Genomic DNA, 20,485 nt, shown 5'->3' with positions numbered 1-20,485 from the left:
CCGTTCGTCGAGATATAAACGACGCGCATCTTTTTCGGCGTGTCGTCTCCGTAGGTTATGTGTCGTGGGACAGCAGACCGGGCCGCTTGTCCTACAGCCGCTCGATGATGGTGACGTTGGCGGTGCCGCCGCCCTCGCACATCGTCTGCAGGCCGTAGCGGCCGCCGACGCGCTCGAGTTCGTTGAGCATGGTGGTGAACAGCTTCGCTCCGGTGGCGCCCAGTGGATGCCCGAGGGCGATCGCGCCGCCGTTCGGGTTGACCTTCTCGGGGTCGGCCTTGATCTCCTTGAGCCAGGCCATGACCACCGGGGCGAACGCCTCGTTGATCTCGACGGTGTCGATGTCGTCGATGGACAGGCCGGCCTTGTCCAGCGCGTAGCGGGTGGCCGGGATCGGGCCGGTCAGCATGAACACCGGGTCGGCGGCGCGGGCACTGATGTGGTGGATGCGAGCGCGCGGGGTCAGCTTGTGGTCCTTGACCGCCTGCTCCGAGGCGAGCAGCACCGCGCTGGCGCCGTCGGAGATCTGGCTGGCCATCGCCGCCGTCAACCGGCCGCCCTCGACGAGCGTCTTCAGCCCGGCCATCTTCTCCAGCGACGACTCACGTGGCCCCTCGTCGACCCGGAACGGCCCGGACTCCGTTTCGACGGTGAGGATTTCGTTGTCGAAGTGACCGCCGCGGATCGCGGCGAACGCGCGCTCGTGGCTGGCGAGCGCGTACCGCTCCATCTCCTCGCGGGACAGGTTCCATTTCTCGGCGATCAGCTCCGAGCCGCGGAACTGGGAGATCTCCTGGTCGCCGTAGCGGTGCAGCCACTGCTTGGACTCGTTGGTCGGCGAGGTGAACCCGAATTGCTCGCCGACGGTCATGGCCGACGAGATCGGGATCTGGCTCATGTTCTGCACGCCGCCGGCCACGATGAGATCCGCGGTGCCGGCCATGATCGCCTGTGCCCCAAACGAAATCGCCTGCTGGCTAGACCCGCACTGCCGGTCCACGGTGACGCCGGGGACCTCTTCGGGGTAGCCCGCGGCCAGCCACGAAAGCCGGGCGATGTTTCCCGCCTGCCCCCCGATGGCGTCCACACAGCCGGCGATCACGTCGTCGACGGCGGCCGGGTCGACGTCGACCCGGTCGAGCAATCCGCGCCACGCGTAGGCGCCGAGGTCGACGGGATGCACCCCGGCCAGCGATCCGTTGCGCTTGCCCACCGCGGTACGCACAGCGTCGATGACGTACGCCTCCGGCATTTCAGACTCCTTCTTTGGTGATCCCGCCCAACACGATGGCGAGGTATTGCTGACCCACTTGCTGTGCCGTGAGGGGGCCGCCGGGCTGATACCAGCGGACCGACACCCACGTGGTGTCACGAATGAAACGGTAGACGAGATCGACGTTGAGGTCGGGCTGGAAGTAGCCCTCGTCGATGCCCTGGTTGATCACCTCGACCCACATCTTGCGCTGCTGGCGGTTCATGTCCTCGATGTAGGAGAACCGGGGCTGCGACAACAGCCGTTGCGCCTCGTCCTGGTAGATGACGACCTGCGCGTGCCGATGCTCGATCGCCTCGAACGAGGCCATGAACAGCCCCTTGAGCCGCTCCAGCGGATTCGCCTCGCTCTGCACGATCTCGCGGTAACGGGCGAACAACCAGTCCAGGAAGCTGCGCAGCAATTCGTCGACCATCTGCTCCTTGGAGGAGAAATGATGATAGAGGCTGCCGGACAGGATGCCGGCGCCGTCGGCGATGTCGCGCACGGTGGTGGCCCGCAATCCGCGGTCCGCGAACATGGTCGCGGCGAGCTCCAACAACTCGTCGCGGCGGCTGTTTGCCTGACCGGCCACTCGGTCCACCGGATCAGGATATCAACCAAGCGCTTGCTTGGCCAGCCAGTGGCTTACGGATGCTGACTGGAGACCGAGATGACTTCGCCGGTCAGGTAGCTGGAGTACTCGCTGGCCAGGAACGCGATGGTGGCCGCCACCTCCCAGGGCTCGGCGGCCCGCCCGAACGCCTCGCCGGCGGACAGCCGGTCCAGCAGGTCGGCCGAGGTGGTCTTGTCCAGGAACCTGTGCCGGGCGATGCTCGGGGACACCGCGTTGATCCGCACCCCGTATTCGACGGCTTCGATTGCGCTGCAACGGGTCAACGCCATCACGCCGGCCTTGGCGGCCGCATAGTGCGACTGCGAGTGCTGCGCCCGCCAGCCCAGGACGCTGGCGTTGTTGACGATCACGCCGCCGTGGCCGGCCTCGCGGAAGTAGCGCAGCGCCGCGCGGGTGGCCCGGAACACCGACGACAGCGTCACGTTCAGGACACGGTCCCACTCGTCGTAGGTCATGTCGACCACCGGGGTCTGGCCGCCGAGTCCGGCGTTGTTGACCAAGACGTCGAGCCGGCCCATCCGGGCGGTGGTCGACGCGATCAGCGCGTCCACCTGCGCGGTGGATGTCACGTCGCAAAGCACGCTCTCGACCCGGCCCAAGCCCAGCGCGGACAGCTCGTCGGCGGTCTCCCCCAGCCGCCGTTCGTGGTGGTCGGACACCACCACGTCGGCACCCTCCATCAGGGCCCGGCGCGCCGTCGCGGAGCCGATCCCGGTGCCCGCCGCCGCGGTGACGACGACCACCTTTCCTTGCAGAAGCCCGTGCCCGGCAACCTCTTTCGGAGCTTCGGACAGGCTCATGCTTCCTCCTCCGTCTTCGCGCAAGCGCTCATCCTCGACCTTCCCGGGGCAGGCCGAGCACCCGCTCGGCGATGATGTTGCGCTGGATCTCGTTCGAGCCGCCATAGATGGTGTCGGCGCGGGTGAACAGAAAAAGCCGCTGCCATTCGTCGAATTCGCCGTCCGAAAGGGTCAGGGCCGGCTTGCCGATCACGTCCATCGCCAGCTCCCCCAGATCGCGATGCCAGTTGGCCCACAACAACTTTGACACGTTGTCCTGGCCGGGCTGTTCAACGTCCATGGTGGCCAGCGCGTACGAACGCATGGCCCGCAACCCCGTCCACGCCCGGGCCAGCCGCTCCCGGATGAAGGGGTCGTCGGCGGCGCCGTTGCGCCGCGCGAGGTCGGCCAGATTGGATAGCTCACGGGCATAACGGATCTGCTGCCCGAGCGTTGAGACGCCGCGCTCGAAGGTCAGCGTGCCCATGGCGACCCGCCAACCGTCGCCGGGCTCGCCCACCACCAGTCCGGCCTCGGTGCGCGCGTCGTCGAAGAAAACCTCGTTGAATTCCGAGTCGCCGGTCAGCTGGATGATCGGGCGGACCTGCACCCCGGGCTGATCCAGCGGCACCAGCAGGTAGGACAGCCCGGCATGCCGCTTGGAGCCCTTCTCGGTGCGGGCCACCACGAAGCACCACTGCGCCCAGTGCGCCAACGAGGTCCACACCTTCTGGCCGTTGATCACCCACTCGTCGCCGTCCAGCTCGGCGGTGGTCGACACGTTGGCCAGGTCGCTGCCGGCGCCGGGTTCGGAGTAGCCCTGGCACCACAGCTCGGTGACGTCGAGGATCTTGGGCAGGAAGCGCTGCTGCTGCTCGGGCGTCCCGAAGGCGATCAGCGTGGGGCCGAGCAACTCCTCGCCGAAGTGGTTGACCTTGTCCGGGGCGTCGGCGCGGGCGTACTCCTCGTAGAAGGCCACCCGGTGCGCGGTGGACAGCCCGCGGCCGCCGTGTTCGACCGGCCAGCCCAGGCAGGTCAGTCCGGCCTTGGCGAGATGCTGGTTCCACGCCCGGCGCTCTTCGAACGCCTCGTGCTCGCGCCCCGGCCCGCCAAGGCCCTTGAGGGCCGCGAATTCGCCGACCAGATTGTCGGCGAGCCAACCGCGGACCTCCGCCCGGAACTCCTCGACGTCCTGCATGCCCTGTAGGCTAACCTACCAAGCACTTGCTTTGTCAGCTCGGTGACGATGCGCGCCGCGCAACGGCGTGAGGAGGAACCGAGCAATTCAGGTAGGAGCGTCGCCGATGACCCACGATCCGCGCACCGTAACCGCGGCGCTCGATCGGTTGGTGCGGCAACTGCCCGGTCACGACGCGTTGATCACCGACGAACGGTCGTTCACCTCGGCCGCCCTGCGCGACGAGGTGCACCGCGCCGCCGCCGCCCTGATCGACCTCGGCGTCGCCGCCGGGGACCGGGTGGCGATCTGGTCGCCGAACACCTGGCACTGGGTCATCGCCTGCCTGGCGATCCACCACGCCGGGGCGGCGATGGTCCCCCTGAACACCCGCTACACCGCCGAGGAGGCCGGTGACATCCTGGCCCGCACCGGTGCGCCCGTGCTGTTCGGGATGGGCCGGTTCCTCGGCCACGACCGCGTCGCCGATCTGGCTCGGGAAGCCCTGCCCGCGCTGAGGCACATCGTGCGCATCCCCGTCGAGGCCGACGACGGAAGCTGGGACGACTTCATCTTGCGCGGCACCGATCTCGACGCGGTCGAAGCCCGTGCCGCCGCCGTGACGGCCGACGACGTCAGCGACATCCTGTTCACGTCGGGCACCACCGGCCGAAGCAAAGGCGTGCTGTGCGCGCACCGGCAGTCGCTGTCGGCCTCGGCGTCGTGGGCCGCCAACGGCAAGATCACCAGCGACGACCGCTACCTGTGCATCAACCCGTTCTTCCACAACTTCGGCTACAAGGCCGGGATCCTGGCCTGCCTGCAGACCGGCGCGACGCTGATACCGCACCTGACCTTCGACCCGCTGTGCGCGCTGCAGGCGATCGAGCGGCACCGCATCACCGTGTTGCCCGGACCACCCACCATCTACCAGACCCTGCTGGACCATCCGCAACGCAAGGACTACGACCTGAGCTCGCTGCGGTTCGCGGTGACCGGGGCGGCCACCGTGCCCGTCGTGCTGGTCGAGCGCATGCAATCCGAACTCGACATCGACATCGTGCTGACCGCCTACGGGCTGACCGAGGCCAACGGCATGGGAACCATGTGCCGCGCCGACGACGACGCGGTCACCGTGGCCACGACCTGCGGTCGCCCGTTCGCCGACTTCGAATTGCGCATCGACGCAAGCACTCCCGACGAAGCCGGCGAGGTGCTGCTGCGCGGGCCGAACGTGATGCTGGGCTACCTCGACGACCCGGCCGCCACCGCGGCGGCCATCGATGCCGACGGTTGGCTGCACACCGGCGACATCGGCGCCGTCGACGCGGCCGGCAACCTGCGCATCACCGACCGGCTCAAGGACATGTACATCTGCGGCGGCTTCAACGTGTACCCCGCCGAGGTCGAGCAGGTGCTGGCCCGCATGCCGGGGATCGCCGACGCCGCGGTGATCGGCGTCCCCGACGAGCGCCTCGGCGAGGTCGGCCGGGCGTTCGTGGTCACCCGGCCCGGCGCCGACCTCGACGAACAATCGGTGATCGCTTACACCCGTGAACATCTGGCGAACTTCAAGGCACCGCGGTCGGTGCGGTTCGTCGACGCGTTGCCGCGCAATCCGGGCGGCAAGGTGGTCAAGCCACAACTGCGAGAGTGGACCTGAAGTGGATCTGCAACTGGACGAAGAGACCCTGGCGTTCGCGGCCGAGGTGCGGGACTTCTTGTCGGCCAACGCCGAATCGATCCCGACGAAGTCCTATGACAACGCCGAGGGCTTCGCCCAGCACCGGCACTGGGACCGCGTGTTGTTCGACGCCGGGCTGTCGGTGATCACCTGGCCGAAGAAGTACGGCGGCCGTGACGCCCCGCTGCTGCACTGGGTGGTGTTCGAGGAGGAGTACTTCCGCGCCGGGGCCCCGGGCCGGGCCAGCGCCAACGGCACCTCGATGCTGGCGCCGACGCTGTTCGCGCACGGCACCCCCGAGCAGCTGGACCGCATCCTGCCGAAGATGGCCAGCGGCGAACAGATCTGGGCGCAGGCGTGGTCGGAACCGGAGTCCGGCAGTGACCTGGCGTCGCTGCGGTCCACCGCGACCAGGACCGAGGGCGGCTGGCTGCTCAACGGGCAGAAGATCTGGAGCTCGCGGGCGCCGTTCGCCGAGATGGGTTTCGGGCTGTTCCGGTCGGACCCGCAAGCCGAGCGGCACAACGGCCTGACGTACTTCATGTTCGACCTGTTGGCCAAGGGCGTCACCGTGCGGCCCATCGTCCAACTGGGCGGTGACACCGGCTTCGGCGAGATCTTCCTCGACGATGTGTTCGTTCCAGACCACGACGTGATCGGCACCCCGAACGAGGGCTGGCGGGCCGCCATGAGCACGTCGAGCAACGAGCGCGGCATGTCGCTGCGCAGCCCGGCCCGCTTCCTGGCGACCGCCGAGCGCCTGGTGCAACTGTGGAAGGACAGCGGCTCGCCCCCGGCGTTCGCCGACCGGGTCGCCGATGGCTGGATCAAGGCGCAGGCCTACCGGCTGCAGACCTTCGGCACCGTGACCAGGCTGGCCGAGGGCGGTGAGCTGGGCGCCGAATCCTCGGTGACCAAGGTGTTCTGGTCCGACCTCGACGTCGAGTTGCACCAGACCGCGCTCGACGTCCTCGGCGCCGACGGTGAGCTTGCCGACCGATGGACCGATGGCCTGCTGTTCGCGCTGGGCGGGCCGATCTACGCCGGTACCAACGAGATTCAGCGCAACATCATCTCGGAGCGGCTGCTCGGGCTGCCGCGAGAAAAGTCCGGGGGCAAGAAGTGAAATTTGCGCTAGACGAACAGCAGCGCGACTTCGCGGCCAGCATCGACGCCGCGCTCGGCGCGGCCGACCTGCCCGGCGCGATCCGCGCCTGGGCCGCGGGCGACACCGCGCCCGGCCGCAAGGTGTGGGGGCAGCTGGCCGACCTCGGGGTCACCGCGCTGGCGGTGCCGGAGAAATTCGACGGCATCGGGGCGGACCCGGTCGACCTGGTGGTCGCGCTCGAACGCGTGGGGCGCTGGTGCGTGCCCGGGCCGGTGGCCGAATCCATCGCCGTCGCACCGGTTTTGCTGGCCTCCGACGATGAGGCCGACCGTTGTGCCGCGCTGGCCTCCGGCGAGCTGATCGCCACCGTCGCCCTGCCGCCGCAGGCGCCGCGCGCGGTGGATGCCGAGACGGCCGGCCTGGTGCTGTTGGCCACCGACGAGGGTGTGAGCGAGGCGACCCCGGGCGACCGGCACCAGTCGGTCGACCCGAGCCGGCCCCTCTCCGACGTGAGCGCCACCGGACCGGTTTGGCAGGCGGACGTCCGGCGCGCCTACGAGTTCGGGGCGCTTGCCACCGCCGCGCAACTGGTGGGCGCGGCCGAGGCGCTGCTGCGCGACACCGTCGAATACGCCAAGCAGCGCGCGCAATTCGGCCGGGTGATCGGTTCGTATCAGGCGATCAAGCACAAGCTCGCCGACGTGCACATCGCGATCGAGCTGGCCCGGCCGCTGCTCTACGGCGCGGCCCTGTCGCTGGAGCCCCGCGACGTCAGTGCGGCCAAGGCGGCGGCGTCCGACGCGGGCCTGCTCGCGGCGCGCTCGGCGCTGCAGACCCACGGCGCGATCGGGTTCACCCAGGAGCACGACCTGTCCCTGTGGTTGCTGCGGGTGCAGGCGTTGCGTTCGGCCTGGGGTACTCCCGAGGCGCATCGGCGGCGACTGCTGGAGGCACTGTGACTGAAGAACGGGAGATGCTGCGCGAGACCGTCGCGGCCCTGGTGGCCAAGCACGCCAACCCGGCGGCGGTGCGCGCGGCGATGGAGTCCGACCGCGGCTACGACGAATCGTTGTGGCAGCTGCTGTGCGAGCAGGTGGGCGCCGCCGCGCTGGTCGTCCCCGAGGAGCTGGGCGGCGCCGGTGGCGAACTGGCCGATGCCGCAACGGTCTTGCAGGAGCTGGGCCGCGCCCTGGTCCCCTCCCCGCTGCTGGGCAGCACGCTGGCCGAGCTCGCCCTGCTGGCCGCGCCCGAGCCCGACGCCGAGGCGCTGGAGAAACTCGCCGAGGGGGCGTCGATCGGCGCGCTGGTGCTCGACCGCGACTACGTGGTCAACGGCGACATCGCTGACGTGGTGGTCGCCGCCGGGGACGGTCAGCTGAGCAGGTGGACCCGCTTCAGCGCGCAGTCCGTCGTCACCATGGACCCGACCCGTCGGCTGGCGCGGGTGGCACCGGCGCAGACCGAGGCGATCGGCGCCGATCCCGGCATCGCCGAGGCCGCGGCCATCCTGCTGGCCGCCGAGCAGATCGGCGCCGCCGAACGCTGCCTGGAGCTGACCGTCGAATACGCGAAGAACAGAGTGCAATTCGGCCGGCCGATCGGCAGCTTCCAGGCGCTCAAACACCGGATGGCCGACCTGTACGTCATGATCGCCGCGGCGAAGGCCGTCGTGGCGGACGCATGCAACGCCCCCGGCCCGGCCACCGCGGCCACCGCGCGCCTCGCCGCCACCGAGGCGCTGTGCGCCGCGGCCGCCGAGGGGATCCAGCTGCACGGCGGGATCGCGATCACCTGGGAACACGACATGCACCTGTATTTCAAACGCGCCCACGGCAGCGCCCACCTGCTGGACACCCCGCAAGAACTGCTCGCGCGACTGGAAGCCGAGGTGCTCGAACCGTCGTGAACGACCACGTCGCGGGCCGCGCCGCCATCCCGCCGTTCTATGTGATGGACGTGTGGCTGGCGGCCGCCGAGCGCCAGCGCAGCCATGGCGACCTGGTGAACCTGTCGGCGGGCCAGCCCAGCGTGGGAGCCCCCGAGCCGGTGCGCGCGGCCGCTGCCTCCGCCCTGCACCTCAACGAGTTGGGGTACACCGTGACGCTGGGCACGCCTGAGCTGCGCGCCGCGATAGCGGCGGATTACCAACGCCAGCACGGGCTTTCGGTCGAACCCGACGACGTCGTGGTCACCACGGGTTCCTCCGGCGGGTTTCTGCTCGCGTTCCTGGCGTGCTTCGACGCGGGTGACCGGGTGGCGCTGGCCAGCCCCGGCTATCCGTGCTACCGAAACATCCTGTCCGCCTTGGGATGTGAGGTGGTCGAGATCCCCTGCGGGCCGGACACCCGCTTCCAGCCCACCGTGCAGATGCTCGCCGCGCTCGACCCGCCGGTGCACGGGGTGATCGTGGCCAGCCCGGCCAATCCCACCGGGACCGTGATCGCGCCGGCCGAGCTGGCCGCCATCGCGTCGTGGTGCGGGACGTCCGGGGTGCGGCTGATCAGCGACGAGGTCTACCACGGCCTGGTGTACGAGGGGGCGCCGCAGACCAGCTGCGCCTGGCAGACGTCTCGGGACGCGGTGGTGGTCAACAGCTTCTCGAAGTACTGGGCGATGACGGGCTGGCGGCTGGGCTGGATGCTGGTGCCGCCGGCGCTGCTGCGCGCGGTGGACCGCCTGACCGGCAACTTCACCATCTGCCCGCCGGTGCTCTCGCAGCTCGCCGGGGTGGCGGCCTTCACGCCCGAGGCGATCGCCGAGGCCGACGGCAACCTGCACCACTACGCGACCAACCGCGCGCTGCTGCTGGACGGCCTGCGCCGGATCGGCATCGACCGGTTGGCGCCCACCGACGGCGCGTTCTACGTCTACGCCGACGTCTCGGAGCGCACCGACGACTCGCGCGCGTTCTGCTCGAAGCTGTTGGCGGACACCGGGGTTGCCATCGCACCGGGCATCGATTTCGACACCGCGCACGGCGACTCGTTCGTCCGGCTGTCGTTCGCCGGGCCGACGGCCGACATCGAAGAGGCGCTGCGCCGGATCGGGCCCTGGCTCTAGGCGTCCAGGATCTTGTCGAGCCGGGCTTCGAGCGCGGCGCGGCCGCCCAGGTCGGCCACGTTGACGCCGAACCGGTCGGCGAGGGTGTCGACCACCGCCGCCGCGTCGTCCAGGCGGATCTTCTCGCTGGCGTCGGCCCGATGGATGGCCAGGTTTCGGCCGGCCAGGTTCAACCGGGCGTCGTCGGTGACGCGCGCGGCCGTCAGCCCGGTCACGAAGTGCGACGACGGGTTGGTGGAGACGAACCAGCTGCCCACCAACAGGTCGATGTCCGGCGCGGTCCGGGTGCCGAATTCGTAGAGCGGCTGCCACTCGCCGCGCACCCGGGCCGCCAGGACGAGGCCGTCGCCGCGGTCGTCCAGCCGGTAGGGCTCGTGGGTCGTCTGCTGGACGGTGCCGGTCTCGATGCGCAGTGGCGACGTCGGTGTCTGCCCGCCGAAGCCCACGTCCACCAGGTAGGCGCCGTGGGAGCCGGGAAACGTCACCGCCAACACGGTGTGCGTCTGCGCCGGCACCGGCGCGTCGGGCGGCCGCATCCACACCACCCGCCCGGCCAGGCGCCGCACCCGGAAGCCCAGTTCGGCCAGCACGTAGCCCATCAAGCCGTTCTGCTCGTAGCAATAGCCGCCGCGGCCGCGGCGCACCAGCTTGCCGGCGAGGACGCCCGGGCTCAGGTCGTCGACGGGCACTCCCGTCAGCGGATCGAGGTTCTCGAACGGGATCGCCTTGGTGTGCGAGCTCACCAAGGCCTGCAGCACCTCGAGGGTGGGCGCCGCGGCGCCGCCATAGCCGATCCGATCGAAGTACTCGCCCAGGTTCAGCGTCATAGGGCCATTCTGCTGCCAACGCCATCGCAGGCGTGCGACGGCCGCCAACGGGTATGCGTTCTTCGACCAAGCCCTAGCGAAGGAGGAGCCCATGGCTGCCGTCGACCTCTACCTCGACCCCGTCTGTCCGTTCTCCTGGGTGACCGCACACTGGCTGCTCGACGCCGCGCAGTCGACGCAGACGCCGGTCACCCTGCGCCAGATGAGCCTGGCGGTGCTCAACGAGGGCAAGGACGCCCACGCCGAACAGCAGCCCATGATGGAGCGGTCGACGCGGCTGGGCCGCCTGTTCGCCGCGGCCGTCGACGAGCGGGGGACGGACGCGTTCGCCGGTCTCTACGAGTCGGTCGGTCGCCGGCTCCACGTGCGCGGGGAGGACCTCACCGACGCCGCGATCCACGAGGCCCTCACCGAGAACGGCCTCCCGGAAACCCTGGCCGGCGCGCTCGACGACAGGGGCTTCGACGAAGCGGTCAGGCGCGCCCACCAGGCCAGCCAGGACGCCCTGGGTGACGAGGCCGGCAGCCCCATCATCGCGATCGACGGCCGCGCGTTCTCCGGGCCGGTCCTGACCCGATCGCCGGACGCGAAGGACGGTGTCCGGCTGCTCGATGCCGTGCTCGCCATGGCCGCCGTGCCGGAATTCGCCGCGCTGCAACGGCCGTACCAGGGTCCGCCGACCATCGAGGGCTGACCGCCGCCGACGGCGTCGTGGGCTAACTTCGCCCGACCCACCCCGGGGCCCGGCGAACGAAGGTTGCCGAAAGGCCCACCCGCGAGATTCTGAGCGCTAATCTTGAGCTCGCCAATCACATATTTCGCGGAGGGTTGAGCGCCAGCAAATGCCTGAAGAGCCCCGGCCCGACAGTGTCGCACCGGTACCGAGCGGCATCGCCGCGGAGCTGGCGGCCGCGGGTTTCGAGGACGCACGCCAAGTCGCCCGGGGCGGCGCCGGGGTCATCTACTGCTGCTACGAGACCGCGCTCGGCCGCAGCGTCGCGGTGAAGGTGCTGCCGTCGCACATCGACGACGACAGCCGGGAACGGTTCCTTCGCGAGGGTTACGCGATGGGCGGGCTTTCGGGGCATCCGAACATCGTCAACATCCTGCGGGTCGGCGTCACGCCGAGCGGCAAGCCCTACATCGTGATGCCGTACCACTCGGCCGATTCGCTGGCGGTGCGGCTGCGCCGGGAGGGGCCGGTCGCCTGGCCGGAGGCCTTGCACATCGGCGTAAAGCTTTGCGGTGCATTGGAAACCGCGCACCGCACCGGCACCTTGCACCGCGACATCAAGCCGGCCAACATCCTGGTGAACGACTACGGCGAGCCGCAACTGAGTGATTTCGGGATCGCCCACATCGAGGGCGGGTACGAGACGGCGACCGGGTTCTTCTCCGGCACCATCGACTTCACCGCGCCCGAGGTGATGACGGGCAACCCCGCGACGGTGGCCTCCGACATGTATTCGCTGGGCGCCACGCTGTACGCGCTCATCGCGGGCAACGCCGCGCACGAGCGCAAGAAGGGCGAGGACCTGATCGCGCAGTACCTGCGGATCAGCACGACCGGCATCCCGGACATGCGTCCGGACGGCATCCCGGACGCGGTGTGCTCGGCGATCGAGAGGGCGATGTCCATCGACCCGGCCGAGCGGCCCGCCTCGGCCGAAGAGTTCGGCCGCGAGCTGCAGGCCGCCCAGCGCCGCAACGGTCTCAAACCCGACGCGATGGCGATCACCGGACGGCCCTCCGCCGTCGCGGCGGACGTCCCGCATGCCGCGCCCGTCCCTCCCGCCAACCTCAGCGAGGTGGCGCGGCCGTCAGCCCTGAACACGTCGAGCATGCCCGCGCCGCCGCGGGGTGGGCACGACGACCCGACCTCCGCGATCAGCGCCCCGATCGAGCAGGACCACGCGCTACAGACCGCGGCTTTCGCGCAGTCGCCCGCCGAGCTGTCGGAGGCGGCCAGCCTGCTGCGCGCCGGGCACGGGGCGGCGACGCAACCGAAGGTGCGCCCGCCCAAGGCCTCCGCGCCGGCCGGCCCGAACGGCGGCGGCCAGGGCCCGCCGCGCGCCCCCCGGGAACGGGTGGCCGCGTGGTTCGCGGAGCCCGGGAGAAAGCGCAACCGCATCGCGCTGACCGCGGGGGCGCTCGCCGCGGTCCTGCTGCTGGTCGTCGCCGGTGTCTATTTCGCCCTCTCGCCCGACAACAAACCGGGGTCGACGGGCGCGTCGGGGCAATCGACTGCCCAGCCGCCCATGCAGTGGAAACCGATCACCAACGCCCGCATCTCGCGGGACGCGGCGGCCACCACGCAGGCCGACGGCACGATCTGGATCTTCGGCGGCATCCGCAGCGACGGCGCCCTCACCGGGCTGCAGGAGGGCTATGACCCCGTCATCGACAGCTGGAAGGGCGGCGACGACCTACCGGTCCCCGTCTCGCACGCGATGGCGGTCACCTGGCAGGGCAACCCCGTCGTACTCGGCGGCTGGAAATCCGAGGGCGGCAAACCCGTTGCCACCGACCAGGTTTGGCGGGTCGTCAACAGCCGCTGGGTGGAGCTTCCACACCTGCTGCAGCCCCGGGCGGCCGCCGCGGCGGCCGTGGTGGGCGACCGCCTGGTCGTCACGGGCGGAGTGGACGCCGGCGGCGCGCTGCTGAACACCACCGAGGTGTTCGACGGCAACGCCTGGACCCTGGCCGCGCCCATCCCGACCCCGCGCCAGCTGCTGGCCGCGGCCTCGGACGGGAAGCTGGTGTACACCGTGGGCGGGACCAACGGCACCGCGGACCTGGCGGCGGTCGAGGCCTACGACCCGGCCGCGAAGACCTGGACGCCGTTGCCGGCGCTGAGCCAGCCGCGCAGCGACCTCGGCGTGGCGATCGTCGACGGCCGCCTGGTCGCGGTCGGGGGCGTCTCGGCGGGGCAAGTGCTCAAGAGCGTCTCCGCGCTCGACCTGATGACGAAGGCGTGGTCCGGGCTGCCGGACATGACGACCGCGCGGCACGGCGTGGCCGTCGACGCGGTGGAGAAGTCGGTGTACGCGATCGGCGGGTCGACCGCCGTCGGCGACGGCCAGCTCACTTCGTCGGCGGAGGCGCTGAAGCTCCCGGCCCGCAGGATCCAGCCGGCGTCGCAGTGGCGCACGCTGCCGGACGCGCCGACGGCCCGGCTGATGACCGCGTGGGCCGTCGTCGGCGACAAGATCTGGATCGTGGGCGGCCTGCGCAACGGCGTCGCGCTGCAGACCGTCGAGAGCTACGACCCGCGCACCGGCGCCTGGCAGACGGGGCCGCCGCTGCCCATCCCGCTGCATCATGCCGCGGCGGCGGCCTACCGCGGCGAGGTGGTGGTGCTGGGCGGCACGAGCGACCAACTCGCCGACGCGTCCAACAAGGTGTTCGCGCTGCGCGGCGGGAACTGGGTCGAGCTGCCACAGCTGAAGCACGCCCGCGCGGCGCCGGCCGCGGCGGTGGTGGGTGACAAGCTCGTCGCCGTCGGCGGCCAGAACGCCAAACAGGTCGTTCCGCAGACCGAGGTCTTCGACGGCAGTTCGTGGCAGGACGCCGCCGACATGCCGACCCCCCGCGAACACCTCGCGGCGGTTTCGGATGGCACCTACGTGTACGCGATCGGCGGAAGGTTCCTCTCCGCCGACAAGAACTCCGCGGCCAACGAGCGGTTCGACCCGCAATCGGGCACCTGGACGAAGCTGGTGGGCATGCCGACGCCGCGCGGGAGTTACGGCGCGACCTACATCGACGGCCGGATCGTGGTGGTCGGCGGCGAGGAGCCCACGATGGTGCTCAACGTCGTGGAGATGTACGACATCGCCGACGCGAAGTGGAGCACCCTGCCCCCGATGCCCACCGCGCGCCACGCCGAGGTGGTGGCGACGGTCGGGAACACGGTCTACTGCATCGGCGGCGCGAACCGGCCGACCCATGAGGGGCCGATCGCGACGGTGGAGGCGCTCGACTTCATGTAGCGGCGGTGACCGCGCTCGGCTCAGTCGACCGGCGCGGGTGACGCGCTCGGCATTGCGCGCACGTCGGGGCAATAGGTGGAATGGGCGAGGCTCACCATGGATGCGACCTCTTTGAGCGATACCTTCCGCGAATCCACATTGGGGTGGATGGCCTGGGCGATCTGGTCGTACGAGTAGCCCCAGGCGATGTCGTCGCAGATGAGACGCCCCATCGTGGTGAGCGGGACGTCGTGATCGGCCGGCCAGGTGAGACCGAGGTTGTGCAGCCGGGCCAGGTAGGCGTCGTCGGCGGTGTCGGCGGTCGCCATGCCCGGGTTCGTCAACAGCACGGCCCCGGCCAGCACGGGGACGGTCAGCCCGGCGAGCCGGCGCGGTGAGAACATCTCTTTACCGCGGGATGCGGCAACAGCGTCGCGCGCGGGTAAAACTGCCATGCTTAGCAAACTAGATCAGGCGGTTGCGCGTGTCAGCGTTCGCAGCATTTGTATTCGATATGTGTTGAGCTCAGGGCATACACGTCCCCGAGCCGCGGGCAGGGCAGATTCCCTCCGGCGGCGCCGGCAATCGGCCCTCAGAGCCAGGTGTCCTGCGTGGTGGCGGTGAGGAACGCCTCCAGGTCGTCGCGCCACTGCGCGGGAGTGGTCTTGTCCGGTTCGATCCCGGTGTATTCGCCGCGGTAGAACAGCAGCGGCCGCGGCTTGATCTTGGGCGCCTCCGACAACGATCGGACGGCGCCGAACACCACGAAGTGGTCGCCGCCGTCGTGCACGGAAGCCACCGTGCAGTCGATGTAGGCCAGCGACCCGTCGATGATCGGTGATCCGAGTTCCGAAGCGTGCCAGTCGATTCCGGCGAACTTGTCGGGTTCCTTCGACCCGAAGCGCGCGGACACGTGCTTCTGCTTCTCGGTCAGCACGTTGACGCAGAACCGGCCGCTGGCCTCGATGGCCTTCCAGGACCGGGACACCTTGGTGGGGCAGAACAACACCAGCGGCGGGTCCAACGACAGCGCCGCGAAGGACTGGCAGGCGAAGCCGACCGGTGCGTCGTCGTGCACCGTGGTGATGATGGTGATGCCGGTGCAGAACTGGCCGAGCACCTGCCGGAAGGAACGCGGATCGATCGGTGCCGACATGGTCAGCCGCGGGCGCCGACCGTGAAGTCGTGGCCCCACAAACTCACGGCGGTGCTTTCCCGGGCGATCCAGCCGTTGTCTTCCACTTGCCTTCCCTCGCAGCCGAATTCGACGTCGAACCCGCCCGGTGTCTTCATGTAGAACGACAGCATCAGGTCGTTGACGTGCCGGCCGAGGGTGGCCGACATGGGCACCTTGCGGCGCAGCGCGCGGTCCAGGCACAGCCCCACGTCGTCGGCGTTCTCGACCTCGATCATCAGGTGCACGATGCCGCTGGGCGTCGGCAGCGGCAGGAAGGCCAGGCTGTGGTGGCGCGGGTTGCAGCCGAAGAACCGCAGCCACGCGGGCGCCCCGTCCGCGGGCCGGCCCACCACCTGCGGCGGCATCCGCATCGAGTCGCGCAGCTTGAAGCCGAGCACGTCGCGGTAGAAGTGCAGGGCCTCGTCGTCGTCGCGGGTGGACAGCACCACGTGCCCCAGCCCCTGCTCGCCGGTGACGAACTTGTGCCCGTACGGGCTGACCACGCGGCGGTGCTCGAGTGCCACCCCGTGGAACACCTCGAGGCAGTTGCCGGACGGGTCGGCGAACCGGATCATCTCGACGACCCGCCGGTCCGCCAGTTCGGTGGCGGTGGCCTCCTTGTAGGGCACGCCCTCGACGTCGAGCCGGTTTCGGATCTCTTGCAGCCCTTCGGCGTTGGCGCACTCCCAGCCGGCCTCCATCAGGTGGTCGCGCTCGCCGGGCACGATCACCAGCCGGGCCGGGAAATCGTCCATCCGCAGGTACAGCGCGCCCTCGGTGTTGCCTCCCGAAGCTGGGGAGCCCTCCACCATGCCGAGCACCTTCAGGCCGTATTCACGCCAGGCCGCCATGTCGGTGGCCTCGATGCGCAGGTAGCCCAGCGATCGGATGCTCATCACGCACCTCCCAGGAAATCGACGGTCAACTTGTTGAACTCGTCGAACTTCTCCACCTGCGCCCAGTGCCCACATTGCCCGAAGACGTGGAGCTGCGCACGCGGAATGGTCTTCAGCGCGACCAGCGCGCCGTCCAGCGGGTTGACCCGGTCCTCGCGGCCCCAGATCAGCAGGACGGGCTGGCGCAGCCGGTGCACCTCGCGCCACATCATGCCGAGCTCGAAATCGGCTCCCGCGAACGACATTCCCATCGCGCGGGTCGCCGCCAGCGACTCCGGCGTGCTGGCCAGCGCGAACCGCTCGTCGATCAGCTCGGGCGTGATCAGCTTCTGGTCGTAGACCATGACGCGCAGGAACGCCTCGAGGTTTTCCCGGGTGGGTTCGGCGGAGAACTTGCCGAGCCGTTTGACGCCCTCGGTCGGGTCGGGGGCGAACAGGTTGATGCTCAGCCCTCCGGGGCCCATCAACACCAGCCGGCCGGCCCGGTCGGGATAGTCGAGGGCGAACCGCACCGCGGTGCCCCCGCCCAGCGAATTGCCCACCAGCGGAACACGTCCCAGGCCGAGCTGGTCGAAGAGGCCCCTGAGCGCCCGCGCGGCGTAGCGGTTGAACTGGCCGTGCTCGGCGCGCTTGTCGGAGAGCCCGTAGCCGGGCTGGTCGACGGCCAGCACGTGAAACCGCTGCGCCAGCACCGGGATGTTGCGCGAGAAGTTCGTCCAACTCGCCGCGCCGGGACCGCCGCCGTGCAGCAGCACCACGGTCTGGTCGTTGCCGGCCCCGGCCTCGTGGTAGTGCAGCTTCAGCGGTCCGTCGACGTCGACTTCGGCAAAGCGCGAGGTGGACTCGAACGTCAGTTCCTCGGTAGCCGTCATGGCCTAAACCATGGTGTCGCCCGGCGGCAACCCGAACTCGTTGTTCCCGAAGATCTGGTAGGCCCGCTCGGGGTCGTTGGCCGCGTGCACCCGGCCGGCGTGCGCGTCGCGCCAAAAACGTTGCACCGGTTGGTCGTTGCCCAGCGCGGTGGCACCGGAAGCCTCGAACAGCCGGTCGATCGAGGCGATCGCGCGCCCGGTCGCCCGGACCTGGTCGCGGCGGGCGCGGGCGCGCAGCTCGAACGGGATCTCCTTGCCGGCGGACAGCAGCGCGTACTCGTCGGCGACGTTTCCGCTCAGCTGGCGCCAGGCCGCGTCGATGTCGCTGGCCGCCTCCGCGATGCGCACCTTGGCGAACGGGTCGTCCTTGGCCTTCTCGCCGGCGAACGCCGCGCGCACCCGCTTGCCCTGGTGCTCAACGTGCGCGTCGTACGCGCCGTAGGCCATGCCGACGATCGGTGCCGAGATGGTGGTGGGATGCATTGTGCCCCAGGGCATCTTGTACACCGGGGCGGTGTTCGTCCGGTATCCGCCGGCGGTGCCGTCGTTCATCGCCTTGTAGGACAGGAACCGGTGCCTGGGCACGAAGACGTCCTTGACCACCACCGTGTTGCTGCCCGTGCCGCGCAGGCCGACCACATGCCACACGTCGTCGATGCGGTATTCGCTGCGCGGGATCAGGAAGCTGCCGAAGTCGACCGGGCGGCCGTCCTTGATCACCGGACCGCCGAGGAAGGCCCACGTGGCGTGGTCACATCCGGAGGACCAGTTCCAGGAGCCGTTGACCAGGTATCCGCCGTCGGTCACCACGCCCGCGCCCATCGGCGCGTACGACGACGACACCCGCACGTTGCGGTCGTCGCCCCAGACCTCCTCCTGGGCCTGCTGGTCGAACAGCGCCAGATGCCAGTTGTGCACGCCGATGATGGAGCTCACCCAGCCGGTGGAACCGCACGCGCTGGCCAGCCGCCGCACCGCCTCGTAGAACAGGCCCGGATCGCATTGCAGCCCGCCCCACTGCTCGGGCTGCAGCAGGGTGAAGAAGCCGACGTCCTGCAGGTCCTGAACGGTCTCGTCGGGCAGCCGGCGCAAATCCTCCGTGGCCTGAGCGCGCTCGGAGATCCGCGGCAGTAGGTCGTCGATGCCGGCCAACACCGACTGCGCGTCACGCTGTTGAATGGACGTCACTAGGTTTGCCTCCTGGGCCAAACTTACTCAGTGGACTTACACCAGAGACTAGAACACGTTCCGATTTGTGTCGAGCAGGGTATTCCTGCGGCTGGTAGCGATACGGATCCACTTTTCTGTAACATGTTCTAGTTGCAACGAGAGGGAGGATGGGTCTTGGTCGAGGCCAATCTCGACGAGCCGCTCGGTGACCACGTCCTTGAACTGCAGATCGCCGAGGTCGTCGCCGAGACGGACGACGCGCGGTCGCTGGTCTTCGCGGTGCCCGACGAGCCGGGCGACCCCGGCATCCCGCCCGAACGCCTGCGCTACGCGCCCGGCCAGTTCCTGACGCTGCGCGTGCCCAGCGAGCGCACCGGTTCGGTGGCCCGCTGCTACTCGCTGTGCAGCTCGCCGTTCACCGACGACGCGCTGACCGTGACGGTCAAGCGGACCGCGGACGGGTACGCGTCGAACTGGTTGTGCGAGCACGCGCGGGCGGGCATGCGGATCCACGTGCTGGCCCCCTCGGGCAACTTCGTCCCGAAAACGCTCGACGACGACTTCCTGCTGATGGCCGCGGGCAGCGGGATCACCCCGATCATGTCGATCTGCAAGTCCGCGCTCGCCGAGGGCGGCGGGCAGGTGACCCTGCTCTACGCCAATCGCGACGAGAAGTCGGTGATCTTCGCCGACGCGCTGCGCGAACTGTGCGCCAAGTATCCGGACCGGCTCACCGTGGTGCACTGGCTGGAATCGTTGCAGGGGATGCCGAGCGTGGCCGCGCTGGCCAAGCTCGCCGCGCCCTATACCGACCGGCCCGTCTACATCTGCGGGCCCGGCCCCTTCATGGACGCCGCCCGCGAGGCGCTGGACTCGCTGAAAGTGCCTGCGCCGCAAGTGCACATCGAGGTGTTCAAGTCGCTGGACTCCGACCCCTTCGCGGCGGTCAAGATCGAGGACACCGCCCCGGGCGATCAGCCGCCCGCCACCGCGGTGGTCCAGCTGGACGGTGAGACCCACACCGTGTCGTGGCCGCGCAATGCCAAGTTGCTCGACGTCCTGCTGGCCAAGGGCCTCGACGCGCCGTTCTCCTGCCGCGAGGGCCACTGCGGCGCGTGCGCGTGCACCCTGAAAAGCGGCAAGGTGAGCATGGAGGTCAACGACGTGCTCGAGCAGCAGGACCTCGACGACGGCCTGATCCTGGCCTGTCAATCTCACCCGGAATCTGATTCGGTGGAAGTCACCTACGACGAGTAGTCGCGGGGCTAGGTTCACCTCAGGGTTGGCCGGACCGAAAGGGGAGCGGGATGAAGCGGCTGATAACGGTGTTCGCCGTCGCCGGATCGGCGTTGACGTTTCTGCCCGCCCCGGCCGCCGGCGCGGCCAGCAACACCGCCACCACGTTGTTCCCGCTGGACGGGCCCAACCAGCTGGAGACCCGCACCATCCTGAATTGCTTCAAGTCCGACGGCCACTGCGACTTCACCGCCGGCGCGGACATGCTGACGCCCGGCGGCGTGACCGGCTTCCCCAACGGCCTCTGGGCCCGGCAGACCACCGAGATCCGATCGTCGAACCGGCTGGCCTACCTCGACGCGCACGCCACCGGCCAGTACGAGCGGGTGATGAAGTCCATGGGGTCCGACGAGATCACCACCGTCTACATGGGTGAGGGCCCACCGGACAAGTACCAGACGACCGGCCGCATCGACTCCACCGACTGGCAGACGGGCCAGCCCAAGACCGACAACAACGTCATCGTCTGCACCCACATCCAGGTGGTCTATCCCGGGATCAACACGACCTCGCCCAGCACCTGCGCCCAGACCACGTTTTCTTAGCGCCGCCCGCTCGCCGAGCCGGTAGATCTGCAGA

At 69.6% G+C, this 20,485-nt stretch carries 19 protein-coding genes; 9 read left to right on the top strand and 10 right to left on the bottom strand.

Annotated elements, in window-relative coordinates:
• Positions 1-91: 91 nt before the first annotated feature.
• From fadA6 to ipdE1, 4 genes are read right to left on the bottom strand one after another with little or no spacing between them, the layout of a single operon-like run.
• The gene (gene fadA6 / locus BST44_RS19230) at positions 92-1,252 is read right to left on the bottom strand and encodes a steroid 3-ketoacyl-CoA thiolase FadA6 (protein ID WP_083178695.1); all 1,161 of its coding nucleotides are present in this window, start codon (positions 1,250-1,252) and stop codon (positions 92-94) included.
• Position 1,253: 1 nt separating this feature from the next.
• Positions 1,254-1,856, bottom strand: a complete 603-nt coding sequence (gene kstR2 / locus BST44_RS19225; protein WP_142274574.1) for a TetR family transcriptional regulator KstR2 — start codon at positions 1,854-1,856, stop codon at positions 1,254-1,256.
• A gap of 44 nt (positions 1,857-1,900) precedes the next feature.
• Positions 1,901-2,689: a (5R,7aS)-5-hydroxy-7a-methyl-1-oxo-2,3,5,6,7,7a-hexahydro-1H-indene-carboxyl-CoA reductase gene (gene ipdF / locus BST44_RS19220; RefSeq protein ID WP_083178693.1), complete on the bottom strand. Its 789-nt coding sequence runs from the start codon at positions 2,687-2,689 to the stop codon at positions 1,901-1,903.
• Positions 2,690-2,717: 28 nt separating this feature from the next.
• Positions 2,718-3,866: an acyl-CoA dehydrogenase IpdE1 gene (gene ipdE1 / locus BST44_RS19215; protein ID WP_083178692.1), complete on the bottom strand. Its 1,149-nt coding sequence runs from the start codon at positions 3,864-3,866 to the stop codon at positions 2,718-2,720.
• Between the two features lie 106 nt (positions 3,867-3,972).
• On the opposite strand from ipdE1, the gene fadD3 reads away from it, so the two are divergent.
• The 5 genes from fadD3 to BST44_RS19190 are packed head-to-tail and all read left to right on the top strand — an operon-like array spanning position 3,973 to position 9,697.
• Positions 3,973-5,508, top strand: a complete 1,536-nt coding sequence (fadD3, locus tag BST44_RS19210; protein WP_083178691.1) for a 3-((3aS,4S,7aS)-7a-methyl-1,5-dioxo-octahydro-1H-inden-4-yl)propanoate--CoA ligase FadD3 — start codon at positions 3,973-3,975, stop codon at positions 5,506-5,508.
• A gap of 1 nt (position 5,509) precedes the next feature.
• Positions 5,510-6,655 (top strand): acyl-CoA dehydrogenase family protein, encoded by a 1,146-nt coding sequence (locus BST44_RS19205; protein WP_083178690.1) that lies wholly within the window; start codon positions 5,510-5,512, stop codon positions 6,653-6,655.
• Complete coding sequence (locus tag BST44_RS19200; protein WP_083178689.1) at positions 6,652-7,596, top strand: acyl-CoA dehydrogenase family protein; 945 nt, start codon at positions 6,652-6,654, stop codon at positions 7,594-7,596. Before BST44_RS19205 ends, BST44_RS19200 begins: the two co-directional genes overlap by 4 nt.
• The gene (gene ipdE2, locus BST44_RS19195; protein ID WP_083178688.1) at positions 7,593-8,543 is read left to right on the top strand and encodes an acyl-CoA dehydrogenase IpdE2; all 951 of its coding nucleotides are present in this window, start codon (positions 7,593-7,595) and stop codon (positions 8,541-8,543) included. The genes BST44_RS19200 and ipdE2 overlap by 4 nt, the downstream gene beginning before the upstream one ends.
• Positions 8,540-9,697 (top strand): pyridoxal phosphate-dependent aminotransferase, encoded by a 1,158-nt coding sequence (locus BST44_RS19190; RefSeq protein WP_083178687.1) that lies wholly within the window; start codon positions 8,540-8,542, stop codon positions 9,695-9,697. Before ipdE2 ends, BST44_RS19190 begins: the two co-directional genes overlap by 4 nt.
• On the opposite strand, the gene BST44_RS19185 is transcribed toward BST44_RS19190, so the two are convergent.
• Entirely contained in the window at positions 9,694-10,524 is an 831-nt protein-coding gene (locus BST44_RS19185) for an arylamine N-acetyltransferase family protein (RefSeq protein WP_083178686.1), read from the bottom strand. The two genes, BST44_RS19190 and BST44_RS19185, sit on opposite strands and share 4 nt — an antisense overlap.
• 91 nt (positions 10,525-10,615) lie before the next feature.
• On the opposite strand from BST44_RS19185, the gene BST44_RS19180 reads away from it, so the two are divergent.
• The gene (locus tag BST44_RS19180) at positions 10,616-11,218 is read left to right on the top strand and encodes a mycothiol-dependent nitroreductase Rv2466c family protein (protein WP_083178685.1); all 603 of its coding nucleotides are present in this window, start codon (positions 10,616-10,618) and stop codon (positions 11,216-11,218) included.
• A gap of 148 nt (positions 11,219-11,366) precedes the next feature.
• Positions 11,367-14,516 carry a serine/threonine-protein kinase gene (locus BST44_RS19175; RefSeq protein WP_083178684.1) on the top strand — a complete coding sequence of 1,050 codons (3,150 nt, stop codon included), beginning with the start codon at positions 11,367-11,369 and terminating at the stop codon, positions 14,514-14,516.
• A gap of 20 nt (positions 14,517-14,536) precedes the next feature.
• Here BST44_RS19175 and BST44_RS19170 read toward each other — a convergent pair whose 3' ends face one another.
• The 5 genes from BST44_RS19170 to hsaA form a co-directional block, all read right to left on the bottom strand.
• Positions 14,537-14,950 (bottom strand): DUF732 domain-containing protein, encoded by a 414-nt coding sequence (locus BST44_RS19170; protein ID WP_244184871.1) that lies wholly within the window; start codon positions 14,948-14,950, stop codon positions 14,537-14,539.
• Between the two features lie 137 nt (positions 14,951-15,087).
• Positions 15,088-15,651: a 3-hydroxy-9,10-secoandrosta-1,3,5(10)-triene-9,17-dione monooxygenase reductase subunit gene (gene hsaB / locus BST44_RS19165; protein WP_083178682.1), complete on the bottom strand. Its 564-nt coding sequence runs from the start codon at positions 15,649-15,651 to the stop codon at positions 15,088-15,090.
• A 2-nt stretch (positions 15,652-15,653) separates the two neighbouring features.
• Positions 15,654-16,568, bottom strand: coding sequence for an iron-dependent extradiol dioxygenase HsaC (gene hsaC / locus BST44_RS19160; protein ID WP_083178681.1), 915 nt, complete (start codon positions 16,566-16,568; stop codon positions 15,654-15,656).
• Positions 16,568-17,440 (bottom strand): 4,5:9,10-diseco-3-hydroxy-5,9,17-trioxoandrosta-1(10),2-diene-4-oate hydrolase, encoded by an 873-nt coding sequence (gene hsaD, locus BST44_RS19155; RefSeq protein WP_083178680.1) that lies wholly within the window; start codon positions 17,438-17,440, stop codon positions 16,568-16,570. Before hsaD ends, hsaC begins: the two co-directional genes overlap by 1 nt.
• 3 nt (positions 17,441-17,443) lie before the next feature.
• Positions 17,444-18,628 carry a 3-hydroxy-9,10-secoandrosta-1,3,5(10)-triene-9,17-dione monooxygenase oxygenase subunit gene (gene hsaA / locus BST44_RS19150; RefSeq protein WP_083178679.1) on the bottom strand — a complete coding sequence of 395 codons (1,185 nt, stop codon included), beginning with the start codon at positions 18,626-18,628 and terminating at the stop codon, positions 17,444-17,446.
• A 156-nt stretch (positions 18,629-18,784) separates the two neighbouring features.
• On the opposite strand from hsaA, the gene BST44_RS19145 reads away from it, so the two are divergent.
• Positions 18,785-19,867 carry a ferredoxin--NADP reductase gene (locus BST44_RS19145; protein ID WP_083178678.1) on the top strand — a complete coding sequence of 361 codons (1,083 nt, stop codon included), beginning with the start codon at positions 18,785-18,787 and terminating at the stop codon, positions 19,865-19,867.
• Between the two features lie 50 nt (positions 19,868-19,917).
• On the top strand, positions 19,918-20,451 hold the full coding sequence (locus BST44_RS19140; protein WP_083178677.1) for a hypothetical protein: 534 nt from the start codon (positions 19,918-19,920) through the stop codon (positions 20,449-20,451).
• The last annotated feature ends 34 nt before the right edge of the window (positions 20,452-20,485 follow it).

The organism is Mycobacterium scrofulaceum, from assembly GCF_002086735.1.
GTDB classification, from domain to species: domain Bacteria; phylum Actinomycetota; class Actinomycetes; order Mycobacteriales; family Mycobacteriaceae; genus Mycobacterium; species Mycobacterium scrofulaceum.
The sequence above is the reverse complement of the archived record's forward strand: the minus strand, read 5'-3'. Positions and strand labels throughout refer to the sequence as shown.